Here is a 12,349-nt window from a genome sequence, read left to right as displayed (position 1 = left end):
TTTAAGTCTTCATTATAGAAATCAATAAATTATTATGTCTAAATTCATTACAGGTAAAGAACTAGAAGAAGCTGTTTATAACATTATTTGGGAAGCTGAAAGTCAAATTATGATAGTTTCTCCATATATAAAGCTAGATGCTTACTTCAAAAAACTATTCGAAAAGCATCTTGATAATCCTAAAATTCAAATTACACTCATATTTGGAAAGAATGAAGGGCGGGTAGATAAGAGTTTTAATAAAGCTGATTTAGATTTTTTCAAACAATTCCCTAATATCAGCATCGTATATGTTTCAAACCTGCATGCAAAATATTATGCAAATGAGTATATGGGAGTATTAACCTCTATTAACCTTTATGACTATTCATTTAAAAATAATATAGAGTTTGGAGTATTATATGAGCCAAAATTATTAAGTGTATTCTCAAAAAGCCCAGATGCTGAAGTATGGAATCAATGCATGGAAATAGCTGATTTAAATGCTGTAGCCTATGTTAAGAGACCAATTTATGAGTATAATTTTTTGTCTAGTGATAACTTTAAAGGTTCAAAAGTACTTTTTGACAGAACCGAGGAGCTATACAGTGGTAAGGCTTTAACAAAAAGTAAAGAAAGGCTAGATGAATTCCCATATGAGATAGACTTTAAGGAATTAAATAACGGGAGGCCAACACGTGAAGAAGTAGAAAATTCCGCAGGACCAATTTATAATAATACCAAACATACTATTCAAAAGCAGTTTGAACCTGGTTATTGTATCCGAACAGGCGAAAAAATCCCTTTTAATACTAAAAGTCCATTAAGCAAACCGGCTTACCAGAGCTGGAGTAAGTATAGAAATGAAAACTTTGCAGAAAATTACTGCCACTATTCAGGTGAGCCATCTAATGGTGCAACTAGCTTCAAAAAGCCTATTCTAACTAAGAACTGGAAAAAATCTCAACAGTTGAATTAATTTTAAACTGTGACTCAAGAACAACTAGTTGATCTTTTCCAGAATATAAATACATGGAAAAGTAACGGCGAACGTGCGCCTCACAAGCCCCTATTGATGTTACTTGTGTTGGGGAAATTCAGCGTGGAAAATGCGAATTTATACCTTATAAAACTATAGAACCTAAGCTTAAAGAGTTACTTTTAGATTTTGGAAGACCAAAAAGTAAGGCAACTCCACATTATCCATTTGCCAGATTAGTTAATGATGGCATATGGGTATTAGATAAGTCAATAAAAATAAATGCATCCGGTGATGCACGCTTAACAGAATTAAGGGAAAGTAATGTTAGAGGTAAATTCACAAATGAAATTACAAAACAACTTAGACAAAATCCTTATCTACTAAAATCAATTAGCCGAAGTTATACTAGAGCAGAACTTCCCTGATACGCTACACCAGGACATAATGGATGCTGTTGGCTTAGACTTAACCCTTGAACCAATACCTAATTATATTATCAGAAAGGTTCGCAAACGTGACCCGCTCTTCCGGGAAAGTATATTGAAGGCATATGAGTACCAATGTGCAGTTTGTGGTTTCAGTGTAAGGCTGCGGCATCAACTTTTAGCATTGGAAGCAGCGCATACTAAGTGGCATCAGGCTGGAGGACCGGATGTAGAGGTGAATGGTTTGGCTCTTTGTGCTACACACCACAAGCTGTTTGACATGGGAGCCTTTACAATTACGGAAGAACTCAAAATGTTGGTGTCAGATGAGGTGAATGGCATCGGTGCGCAGGATTGGCTTATCCGGCACAATGGACAATCTATCAAACCACCGCAAAAGAAAGCCTATTATCCTAACCCCGAATTTACCACCTGGCATGTAAACGAGGTGTTCAATGGCGGCTACAGAAGTTAACTTACCTATGACCCTTATCGACAAACTTGCCTGGATCGAGATCCAAAACGGTAAGATACTCAGCACCCGCAGCAAAGGCAGAACCAAATACTACTTACCAGGCGGCAAACGCGAAGCCGGCGAAACAGATTTTCAGACGCTGCAACGCGAGATACAGGAAGAACTAAGTATAAACCTGATCGAGGAAAGCGTGAAGTTTACGGGTATTTTCCAGGCACAGGCCGACAGCCACCCGGAAGGTGTGCAGGTAAAAATGACCTGCTACCAAAGCGCCTATACCGGTACCATACTTGCGGCCAACGAGATTGAGGAAGTGGTGTGGCTGAGCTACAAAGACAAGCACCTCACCTCCCCTGTTGATCAGATCATTTTTGACTGGCTGAAAGAAAGATATCTTATTCTTTAAACAGGTGCGCTGGATGCAATCTACCAGCTCATAAGGCAGTGGTCTGCATACTTCAGCACACTGACTGCAGAGCGGTGCGTTAGTTCTCTAGCTCTTTGGCTCCAGCTTCGGAAAGGTAAGGCCGAAGCGTTCGCACAAGCGGGGCACGCTATCAAAGTCCATATCCAGGGAGTATTTTTTATTGATCGCTACAAAACGCTCCATATCTCCCCATGCTGCTGCCACCTCCCTGAAGAAGTTCTCGAAGCCAGCCGGCGATATTACTTCGATGATCTGGCACGGTGAGTCTCCCGCGTTCCAGAATGTATGCCATTGGCCGCGCGGCTTCAATACCCAGGTGCCTGGTTCTGCAATCACCACATCGTCGCCGAGCATGGCTCCAAGTTTTCCCTGTATCACATAAGAATACTCGTCCTCATTGTGGTGGTAATGAAGCGGGGCAGCAAGTGCGTGCGGTGCAAGCGGATGGTGCACAACGGAAAAACGTTCACCTGTGTCAGGTCCGTCTATCTTCCACTGTACGCCAAATCCCCCGAAATCAAATTTATCACCTTCGTCAGCCTTTATTGATACTTTCTTTTCCATAGTTTACTCGAGCTTTATACTTTAAATGATCATAACTTCCGGCATGTGCCAATCCTTTATAGCATACGATTATACTACTCATTATCAGCTATCAAAAGCAGCCTATTTGGTAAACCTTAACCAAACGTCCATGTATGTTTGAAGCGAAGGGGTGGACAATACATGAACTTACATGAGGAGTGAAGTACACATGGTTGCTAAGGTGGTAAACGAAGAAAAACATCATTAAAAGTGGGCGTTACAGAGAGCATTGGTTTATACTTCCTATCTTGCAGCTTATACTTTACCAGCACCCTATGTCGAAGCTACCCCACTACACTCCTATTGCCAGCGAGGCTTTCAATAATTTTCTGGATAACCGGATAAATCTGGATGAGTTAATTGAGCGGCTGCGGTACATAGAACTGCAGGTGCAGTCGGATGATGAAGATGAGGAAGCGGGTAAAACCGTGTGGTTCCGCTTTTTTGAGGGCGACACGCTGCGCACCACCATCAGCGAACTGGAAAAAGAGCTAAGCGACCCTACACACCCCAGCTACCGGATTTTGCTATACGGCATTGCTACCGGCCTGGAGGCTGACGAACTCGAGGTGCATTACTCCTGACAAATTGATTCACCAGCTTTATACTTTGAAGAAGTGAATGCGCACCAGCGTTCTGGTATTAACTGATCAGGAATAACTGCTAGATACACATATTATCTCCCCTGCCTTTAATCTTCAGAACTTCTGTGCTTGCGAGTTCATGTAACCAAGTATGCCGAAGCGAAATTAAGGATACAGGTTTGAGAGATTTTAGTACAATTAACCACTTTCTCCGTAGTGTGTAGGTAAACTATTTTACCCTTACCTTATGCCGGCTATATCATCTATACTTGCCATACTTCAAAACCACGACAAACCTGTTAACTGGCAACAGTTTCTTTCAGAGGTGATCTTCACCTTTGACTGCTCCACCGGAACCATCCATTTTTACGACAACGAGACCGAGCTGCTAAAACTGCAGGCACAGCAGGGCATCCCGGAGTTTCTGCTTCCAAAGATGGCAGCGATACCAATTGGCAAAGGCATGGCTGGCATTGCCGCTGAGCGCAGGCAGCCTGTTGAAATGTGCAACCTGCAAACAGACAGCTCTGGTGTAGCGCGCCCAGCCGCCAAAGAAACAAAAGTAGAGGGCTCTATTGCTGTTCCGATGCTGCTACAGGGCAACTTGTATGGTGTAATTGGCATTGCCAAGCCCGTGCCCTACGATTTTACAGAAGAAGAAAGCAACGCGCTGCTTAAGATTGGGGAAGAAATGAGCCGCTACCTGCGTGAATATGATGCAAACGGTAAAGTATAAGTATACCGGGCACAAAAAAACCAGCCAGACATTAACTGTCCGGCTGGTCTAAAATGTAAAGTGCTGTAAAATTACATGCCTGGAGGCAAAATTACTTTATCCACCACATGTACTACTCCGTTCGATGCCTGTACATTTGGCGATGTAACTGTTGCATTGTTGATCATCACCTGGTCACCGTTCAGCATTACTTTCAGGTCTTTTCCATTCAGCGTTTTCACCATCATCCCATTCGACAGGTCAGAGGCCATCACGCTTCCTTCCGTTACGTGGTAGGTCAGGATGTCAACGAGCTGCTGCTTGTTCTCTGGCTTCAGCAGGTTATCTAGCGTACCGGCTGGCAGGGCTGCAAAGGCCTCATTGGTTGGCGCAAAAACGGTGTATGGGCCACCACCCTGTAGGGTACCAGCCAGGTCAGCTGCTTGTATGGCCTGCACTAATGTTGACAAAGATGGATTGTTGGAAGCAAGCGCTACAATATCCGGATTAGTCGTTTCCATGGTTTCCTCTGTGGCCATGGTTTCAGTTTCTTCGGTTACTACCTCTGAGCTTTCCGAAGCTGGTTCTGTGTTGTTGCATCCGAATAACAGGAATGATGCGCAGATGAAGATGCTTAATTTTTTCATAATCTTTTTTTTTGATGGTTGTAAGTATGAACCAGCGACTTATACTAATGTTTAAATTGTTTTATCAGATACGGAATTCATTTCTGGTAAGATCAAAAAATAATGTACCTTTAGCTAAACCATTAACCCTATAATCATGGCAAAGTCACAAGACGCAAAAAAGGACGTAAAGAAAAAGCCTGCTAAAACCGATAAGGAAAAGAAAGCAGCCAAACTGGAAAAGAAAAAGAACAGCTACGACTAAGAAATAACCGTTTCTATGCCGCTGCAATGTGGCAGCTACGTATATCTAAAACACAAAAGCAGCAAATTGATTTTGCTGCTTTTGTGTTTGTAAGCAATACTTTGTGTTTCAGTTAACAGGGAAGTTATCTTTAAGTATTATACAATTTTTTAATAAACGTATACAATACATGCAAATCTCATAAAGGCCTCTATGAAAAAAAGTATACTCTACCTCTTGCTGTTTGTACTAAGCGCACCGGCTTTTGCAAGCCAGGATACGCTCTCATTTAGCCCGGAAATAACATTTCATAATGGGATCGTATTCTTTGGTTCAGGCCACTCTGTTCGCAAAGAGATTAAGAACAGTGGTTTTGGAGAAAGTGGAGGTCCTGATTCTTTTTTTAGCCTGGGGTTAAAAAAAAGTCCTAGAAGAGAGGAAGCCTCAGCTCAGTTAGCTATAAAAGTACCTGTTATGAGCAAGTATGTTGTTAAGGGCCTATATAACTACAGAGATACCAACGTGCGAGGCAGTGCCTATCCCTTTGAGCCGCTCAGCATGAACACATCTGTTAACACGATTGCTGCCTTAGGGTACATTCCTTTAAAATTAAAACAGTTCAGAGCAGGTGCAGGCCCTGCCTTTCATTTAGGTAAGGCTAATGTTGCCTATGCAGAGGCAGAGCAGACAAAAAGAAGCTTTAGCAAACCGGGCTTTGTGCTGGAGAGCGGTTTTAGCTCGCCAGCAAATAAACGATTTTACGTGGACCTGCAGCTGCAGTACTTTTATGTAGGCAAAGAAGACATGGGCAAGTATACCTTCTCAGGAACGACTGTTGAGGGCAATACGGTAAGTAAAAGTATAGATTTTAGAGAAACGTCTTTCAACAGTTTTTCTTTTAGTTTAGGTGCTGGCTTCAGGTTTAGAAAAGGCTGAGCTAAATAAAGATAGTAGATCGGTAATGGTTGCCATCCCCCTGTCCCCTTCAAAGGGGGACTAATATGTATGCAATTTCTTCACAGACTATTGTGGTGAGGTAAGAGGCAGCTTTGAAAATTTGGGAACACAATTACCTATCGATTGTATAAGACTGGTTGATTGAAAGCTGAAGTGCATGCAAGAACAGTTTCTGGTTAGGTATAGTATAAATACTATGGACATGAAAAACCTGGAAAACTGGGACGAAGAACGCTATAAGGAGCTGAACACCTACTTCCGGATAAAGATAGAGCAGATGCTGCGCACTAACACGGAACTGCAGGAGCAGCTACAGCAAAGCAGCAAATTGCACCTACACGACTTAGTTGCTTATTTTAGCGAGGACGATCAGGAACGCTGGCAGGAATTTCTGGAGCTGGACCAGCTTAAGATGCAAAAAGATATGTGGGACCACCTGCATGGCAAAGGTACCCGCTTTAAGCCCGGTGAGGGCTTTGTAAACCCCGACGACGACACCACCTGGTAAATAAAAAGAGGCGCTAGCAGAGCGCCTCTTTTTACAGGTATGAAATCTATCTCTTGTTCTATTTACATAAGCAGCCACCTTTTAATTTGCTTGGCGGTTGCACTTTAAAGTATAGGCTATACTTAGTTCGCCCTATTCTTCTCTTCTTCGGCACCGCTTGTGCGGCGACGTGCCGGCGCTACCTGTGAGCCGCCAAAGCGGTAGTTGAAGCTGATAGTAGCTACACGTGAGTCGCGGCGCTGGTCAAATGTTTCAGTGTAATCGGCCATTTGGGTAACACCATGAATTTTGTTTGTATAGAATATATCAGACACGTTTAGTTTCAGGGTTGCTTTTTTATCCCACAGCTGCTTCTGCACACCCACTGCCATAGACCAAACCGGGTCGATCTCTAGGAAACCATATACTTCACTTGTTCTGTAAGTGCCTATCACCTCCGCTTTCCAGGTGTTGCTCAGGCTAACGGTGTTGTTAGAATTGAAGTTGAAGGTTGGCATACCGGCATTCAGCGTTGTGGTGCCCAGTTGGCCACTATACTTGCCGTAATACACGGTGGCATTGTTCATACTATTTAACCAGTTGCCCACTGAGAAAGGCATTGTTGCAGTCAGACCGAAGTAATCTAGTTTAGCCAGGTTACGGAAAGTCTGGATCACTACATTGTCGTCCTCGCTCTCACGCGACAGCACCTGCACCATTACATCGGAAGTATGGCTATAGCTTAGTTTGGTTGTAAAGCGTTTATCGAATGTATGCGTCACCTCAAAAGAGTAAGACAGTTCCGGCTTTAAGTATGGGTTACCTGCCGACACAGTAAAGGCATCAATCAGATTTTTAAAAGGGTTCAGCTGGTTGTAAGACGGACGGTTTATACGGCGGCTTAACGATACACCAAGCTCATGTTTCTTGCTCAGGTTATAGCCTACAAAGGCACTCGGGAAAAATTGCGTGTAGTTTCTGTCGAATTCGCGGTCATCCTCGTTCACCACCTCAGCCAGCTGCTCGCCTTTGGCAATAGTGTTCTCCAGGCGCAGCCCTAACTGCAGACTTACTTTCTCCCACTTCTTATTTGTGTTCAGGTAAGCGGCGTTAATGTTCTCTTCGTACAAGAAACGATTGCTTCTATCATTTAGCAGGTCGTTTCTGCCATCTGTGCGGTCGTAGAACTTCTGGTCATTGTCAGAGTTTACCAGGCTACTCTTGATACCGGCCTCCAGCTTAGCATCTAATGCTGGCAAAGGCTGCACGTAATCTACCTTGGCCGATTTAATGGTTAGGTTGCCATCCAGGTTGCTGTGCAACAGTACGGGGTTACCAACTGGCTCAGAGCTAACGGTTAGGCTACGGATCGTGAAGTCTTGTAGATCACCGTTCTGGAATGTGATGTAGTCTAAGTCTGCTGTAACTTCACGGCCCAGGCTATCCAGCGTGTGCTTTAAGTTAAAATTTATACTCTGATTATCACGTTCGTGCAGCACGTCTGCATCTGTCAGTGCTCTGCGCAATGGATTTCGCTGTGCATCAAAGAAGAGTGATTTGTTGGTATTGCTTCGGTCTATGCTGAAGATGGAGCCAGTTGCCACTACACCCATTACTGTTTTAGGCGATGCGAAATAGTCTACTCCAAAGCGGCCACTATAGTTCTTGACAGTAAAATCAAACACGTTTTGCTGTTCGTAACCACCGGTTTTCTCACCACTGTTGATGAAGTTACGCACAAAGTCCAGCTCGCTAAAGTTTTTGCGGTTAGCATAGTTAAGTCCGCCAAATACGTTTAGTTTTTTAGCACGGTGGTTCAGCTGCAGGCTTGCGTCTCCTTTGCTGTAGCGGCCCTGTCCAAATGAGGTAGAAAATGTGCCGTTGGTGCCCAGGCTCTTGTCGCGCTTTAGTTTTATGTTGATGATACCGGCGTTACCGGCTGCGTCATACTTGGAGGATGGGTTGGTGATCAGTTCGATCTTATCGAGTGAGTTGGCAGAAAGACCTTTTAAGTAATTAGCCAGTTCAGTGCCTGACATGGGTACCTGCTTTCCGTCTATCATCACCATCACACCCTGGCGGCCGCGCATGCTGATGTTGTCGTTCTGGTCTACTACAATGCCTGGGGCTTTCTCCAGTACATCCAAAGCTGTGTTGCCGGCAGCCACAATGCTGTTTTCTACATTCATCACAGTCTTATCAAACTGCTGCTCAATTAAAGGACGCTGCCCTTCCACTACCACCTCTTTCAGGTTAGTAGCGGCTTGCTTCAGAAGTATAGGCTCGAGTTTGATAGTCTCTGCAGTACCATTCACGGTAAACACAGCGCTGCTGGCTTTGCCCTGCCCTACCATACTGGCCACCACTTTATACTTGCCAGCGGCAATGCCTTCGAAAAGGAAAGTACCGGCATCCTCACTTAGGGCCCCTTTCACAAGAGAAGAGTCGGCGGCTTTCAGAAGCAGCACGTTTGCATAGCCAACGGCTTTATTCTCTCCGTCAATCACTTTACCTGAAATGCTGCTTTGTTGTGCCTGTGCGGTAGTAAACACGAAAAGCGATAAAAGTAGAAATAGGTTTTTCATAGTTTTATTTTGTTGCTGTATTGTAATTGGTAATTATTGCTTTAGTAGATTTATGCTAAAACCGCATTACCAACTTATATGCCAATAATCAACATTCTTATAATCAGCAACTTATACATATGAAAATAAAATACTATGAAAGCCTGTTGTATGAAATCGGACAATACTACGTACGGATTCGTACAATTGGAGCAGTCGATAGTATACACTCTTTATGTAGAAACCAGGATTCATTACGCTTTAGATAGCGAGATTTTGTGTTGCAGATACCTATACAGATAATAAAAAAGGTACAGGCTGAATAGTCTGTACCTTTCTATATTAATTCAGGGTCAACGCCTAACGTTGTAGCAGGAGTTTGATTGTTTTAGCAGAGCCAGCAACTGACAAACGGGCAAAATAAATTCCCTCCGCTAAATGAGTACCGTCTATCTCTATAGTTACTGCCTTACCGACTCTAGCTTCTCCTGTTGCTATCTTACCTATTAAGCTACCTCTTGCATCAAAGAGCACCACCTCATACTTTCCTTCTTCTTGAGGAGCAAAAGTAAGCCTAACTTCAGAACTAAATGGATTTGGATACGCAACTGGCTCTTCGGATAAAGCGACAGATGCCTTTTGTTGCTCCTGGGCAAGTATAGCCGGAGAATTACCATTTATCATTACCTGGCCAACAATAATCTTTGGAAGAGGTTGAGTAAGGCTAAGCCCTTCTTCCCCTTCTGAGTAGTTGTCGAATACAAGGGTACCTCCGGCACTCCAAATCTGAAAACGAAGCTTGTCAAAAGGGTCATTTTTGCCTTGGCGGCCACCATCTTCTATCGTAGAGACAAATTTGTAGCTCATGCCATTAATGGTTCCCCAGCCCTGCCAGGCTGCCCTGTTACCATCGATTACCAGCCAGTCTATTGAGGTGCTGCTAAACTCAACCTTGTTATTAAGCATTACCTTCATGTAACCTTGTGGCTGTATACTATAAGCTCCTGCGTAACCGATAGAAAAGGTATAGCTTGATATCCTGTTACGGTCCATAAAACGCAGAGCTGCATTGGCGTTTTTTATATTTCCCTCTCCTGTTACATATCCCGCCTCTGGGTCATATATAATCATTTGTTGCGTATAATCGTCTGACGTCGGTCGCAGGCAACTTTTACTCAAATCAAGTCCTATGGTATATATACCTGCTTTTTGATACGTATGCTCGCCTGTAATCCGATTGTGATCAGGCAAAGTATAAGCAATTGTGCTGTTACTGCCATCCCCCCAGGTCCAGCGTACGTTTGCTCCCTGTAAGTTCGTGAAGCTGCCAAAGTCTGCAGTGGTTCGTACCTGCCAGCCCACACGCTTGGCCATTGGCGGCAAGTATAATTTCACGTTCACAGGCTGCTCTCCAACAAAAACAGTTACCTCATCTGTGTCAACGTTGCCGCACTCGTCGGTTACTGTTACGGTGTATGTTGTAGTCTTTGATGGGTTTGCAGTGGTGTTTGATAAGTCAGGTCTGCTCAGGCCTTCTGCTGGCGACCAGCTATACTTTACACCGCCACCCGCTGCGAGCACAACTCCCTCTCCATTGCAAATGTACTTGTCTTCTCCGGCAGTAGCAGGTAAAGTAGAAACACAGCCTGCGCTGTATCGCATAGCAAGCATGTGAGAATAAGAAGGAGGACCTTGAGAGGCATCACTCTCTAACTGAACCAGGTATAAATCGGCATCGGCTAAAAACGAAACACCATACCCAAAACTAAACCCTCCAGTTAGGCTTTCTCCTTTTTCTTTCCAAAGTATTTCTCCATCCTTATTATACAGGATCGTTTGTATCACATCTGTCTCCAGATCATCATAAATAGGAGGAAATGGATTAAACACGTTTATGAATCTTGTACTACCTGTTATAGCTATATCACCGCTTTCACCAACAGCTAAGCTGTGAGGCGTCATCTGCCGGAGTAGTGATCGGTCATATTCATTATAGCTGCGATACCACATCCTGTCTCCCGAGCTGCTGAACTTAGTCAGGAAATGCTCAGGAAAATTTCTGTACCTCGCATTCATACCATGCAACACCAGGCTTTCGTCCTCAGACAAAAGAATATCTTTAAAGACAGCAACTGGTGAATTCAGGCTAAAATCTATAAACTGTCCGCCTCCTTTCAGCCACGTCAGTTCACCGTTATTTGATATTCTGTAGATGAGGATCTGCGTGCTCAGGTAGTGGTCCGACTGCTGGCTTATAAGATAAACATCGCTTGACGGACATGGCAGAATTTTAACCGGCGTCTCAAAATCATATAGGCTGCTAATCTTACCCGACTTGTAACTTTCCACAAATATTTCGCGACCATCCATAGCGTTGTATTTGGCAAGTATAACATCGGTCTCATACCCTACTGTCGGTATAAATTTTTCAGAATAGGTTGCAATAAAAACACCGCCATTATTATCTACTTCAAGCGTTTGGGCTGTGGCACCATTATTATCTCTACCAAAGTACTCAGCATCCCATACTTCGCTGCCGTCAGAGGATAGCTTAACTGTCCGAACATATGTTTTACCTCCTTCTGTAGCTGTTCCTACATAATAGAGGTTACCGTCTTGGCCTAACGTAAAGTCTTTGATGCTTTGCTCTCCAGTCTTGCTTACTATCCAACCAACTTCTCCGCGCTCTGTAATTTTTGCAATAAAACTTTCTGAACTCTTATCCGAAAACGTACTTTTACCAAGAATATAGCTATTACCTATCTTATCAGTGAGCAACTCAACAGGTGTGTCCCACAGACTATTATTGCCAAGATTTATCACTTTTGCTGTAAGTATGGTGCCTGATGAAGCAAGCACGTAATATGTTATGCGCGTATCTGAAACTGGCACGCCACCGGGGTAGGTAGTTGTTCCGTTTATGCCAAGTATAATAAGATTGTTCTGACGATCCAGGGCATGTGCCACGTATGCTTCTACGTTACTGCTTCCTGCTTTAAGCTCATTCGTCATCCAGTGCCGGGACAATTGAGCAAAGCTGTCTGTACCTACCGAGGTTAATACAATGGAAAGTAAAAAAGTTAATGCCAACGACTGCCTACCTACATTGACAGGAGCTGTAGCACATAACAGGCAAAGGGTAGATCTGGTAAAAGTTTTCATAGCTATAGGTTAAAGAGTTAAGGATAGGGGTGCATATACAACTAAAAAAGGGGCTCTCAAAACATCCGATTAGCTGTAACAGCTAAACAGTTAGGGTCGAGCAGCGGAACTGCTGCTAATATAAGTTTACAAGCTAT

At 43.6% G+C, this 12,349-nt stretch carries 10 protein-coding genes and 1 pseudogene; 7 read left to right on the top strand and 4 right to left on the bottom strand.

The genetic code is table 11. The features are described from left to right. Window positions 1-34: 34 nt before the first annotated feature. The 3 genes and pseudogenes from H8S84_RS01030 (at window position 35) to H8S84_RS01020 (ending at window position 2,267) form a co-directional block, all read left to right on the top strand. Window positions 35-958, top strand: a complete 924-nt coding sequence (locus tag H8S84_RS01030; protein ID WP_187065419.1) for a phospholipase D family protein — start codon at window positions 35-37, stop codon at window positions 956-958. 9 nt (window positions 959-967) lie between these two features. Continuing rightward, window positions 968-1,861 (top strand): annotated as a pseudogene (locus tag H8S84_RS20335) (phosphorothioated DNA-binding restriction endonuclease). A 7-nt stretch (window positions 1,862-1,868) separates the two neighbouring features. Beyond that, complete coding sequence (locus tag H8S84_RS01020; RefSeq protein WP_187065417.1) at window positions 1,869-2,267, top strand: NUDIX hydrolase; 399 nt, start codon at window positions 1,869-1,871, stop codon at window positions 2,265-2,267. An 87-nt stretch (window positions 2,268-2,354) separates the two neighbouring features. Here H8S84_RS01020 and H8S84_RS01015 read toward each other — a convergent pair whose 3' ends face one another. After that, on the bottom strand, window positions 2,355-2,852 hold the full coding sequence (locus tag H8S84_RS01015) for a cupin domain-containing protein (protein WP_187065416.1): 498 nt from the start codon (window positions 2,850-2,852) through the stop codon (window positions 2,355-2,357). Window positions 2,853-3,148: 296 nt separating this feature from the next. Here H8S84_RS01015 and H8S84_RS01010 point away from each other — a divergent pair, with 296 nt between their 5' ends. Beyond that, on the top strand, window positions 3,149-3,457 hold the full coding sequence (locus H8S84_RS01010; protein ID WP_187065415.1) for a hypothetical protein: 309 nt from the start codon (window positions 3,149-3,151) through the stop codon (window positions 3,455-3,457). 247 nt (window positions 3,458-3,704) lie between these two features. Further along, the gene (locus H8S84_RS01005; RefSeq protein ID WP_187065414.1) at window positions 3,705-4,193 is read left to right on the top strand and encodes a GAF domain-containing protein; all 489 of its coding nucleotides are present in this window, start codon (window positions 3,705-3,707) and stop codon (window positions 4,191-4,193) included. Between the two features lie 71 nt (window positions 4,194-4,264). Here the strand turns inward: H8S84_RS01005 and H8S84_RS01000 are convergent, their stop codons facing one another. Then, window positions 4,265-4,819, bottom strand: a complete 555-nt coding sequence (locus H8S84_RS01000; protein ID WP_187065413.1) for a fasciclin domain-containing protein — start codon at window positions 4,817-4,819, stop codon at window positions 4,265-4,267. Between the two features lie 436 nt (window positions 4,820-5,255). Here H8S84_RS01000 and H8S84_RS00995 point away from each other — a divergent pair, with 436 nt between their 5' ends. Next, window positions 5,256-5,978, top strand: a complete 723-nt coding sequence (locus H8S84_RS00995; protein WP_187065412.1) for a hypothetical protein — start codon at window positions 5,256-5,258, stop codon at window positions 5,976-5,978. 217 nt (window positions 5,979-6,195) lie between these two features. Continuing rightward, entirely contained in the window at window positions 6,196-6,507 is a 312-nt protein-coding gene (locus H8S84_RS00990) for a hypothetical protein (RefSeq protein ID WP_222621548.1), read from the top strand. Window positions 6,508-6,629: 122 nt separating this feature from the next. Here the strand turns inward: H8S84_RS00990 and H8S84_RS00985 are convergent, their stop codons facing one another. After that, on the bottom strand, window positions 6,630-9,071 hold the full coding sequence (locus H8S84_RS00985; RefSeq protein WP_187065410.1) for an outer membrane beta-barrel family protein: 2,442 nt from the start codon (window positions 9,069-9,071) through the stop codon (window positions 6,630-6,632). Between the two features lie 339 nt (window positions 9,072-9,410). After that, window positions 9,411-12,212 carry a T9SS type A sorting domain-containing protein gene (locus tag H8S84_RS00980; RefSeq protein ID WP_187065409.1) on the bottom strand — a complete coding sequence of 934 codons (2,802 nt, stop codon included), beginning with the start codon at window positions 12,210-12,212 and terminating at the stop codon, window positions 9,411-9,413. Window positions 12,213-12,349 lie beyond the last annotated feature (137 nt).

The sequence above is a fragment of the Pontibacter cellulosilyticus genome, assembly GCF_014306105.1.
Classification (GTDB): Bacteria; Bacteroidota; Bacteroidia; order Cytophagales; family Hymenobacteraceae; genus Pontibacter; species Pontibacter cellulosilyticus.
The sequence above is the reverse complement of the archived record's forward strand: the minus strand, read 5'-3'. Positions and strand labels throughout refer to the sequence as shown.

What these genes read in the sequence shown, in the direction of transcription:
- H8S84_RS01030 (WP_187065419.1), top strand. Translation starts at nt 35, where the DNA reads ATGTCTAAATTCATTACAGGTAAAGAACTAGAAGAAGCTGTTTATAAC.
- H8S84_RS01020 (WP_187065417.1), top strand. Translation starts at nt 1,869, where the DNA reads ATGACCCTTATCGACAAACTTGCCTGGATCGAGATCCAAAACGGTAAG.
- H8S84_RS01015 (WP_187065416.1), bottom strand. Translation starts at nt 2,852, where the DNA reads ATGGAAAAGAAAGTATCAATAAAGGCTGACGAAGGTGATAAATTTGAT.
- H8S84_RS01010 (WP_187065415.1), top strand. Translation starts at nt 3,149, where the DNA reads ATGTCGAAGCTACCCCACTACACTCCTATTGCCAGCGAGGCTTTCAAT.
- H8S84_RS01005 (WP_187065414.1), top strand. Translation starts at nt 3,705, where the DNA reads ATGCCGGCTATATCATCTATACTTGCCATACTTCAAAACCACGACAAA.
- H8S84_RS01000 (WP_187065413.1), bottom strand. Translation starts at nt 4,819, where the DNA reads ATGAAAAAATTAAGCATCTTCATCTGCGCATCATTCCTGTTATTCGGA.
- H8S84_RS00995 (WP_187065412.1), top strand. Translation starts at nt 5,256, where the DNA reads ATGAAAAAAAGTATACTCTACCTCTTGCTGTTTGTACTAAGCGCACCG.
- H8S84_RS00990 (WP_222621548.1), top strand. Translation starts at nt 6,196, where the DNA reads ATGGACATGAAAAACCTGGAAAACTGGGACGAAGAACGCTATAAGGAG.
- H8S84_RS00985 (WP_187065410.1), bottom strand. Translation starts at nt 9,071, where the DNA reads ATGAAAAACCTATTTCTACTTTTATCGCTTTTCGTGTTTACTACCGCA.
- H8S84_RS00980 (WP_187065409.1), bottom strand. Translation starts at nt 12,212, where the DNA reads ATGAAAACTTTTACCAGATCTACCCTTTGCCTGTTATGTGCTACAGCT.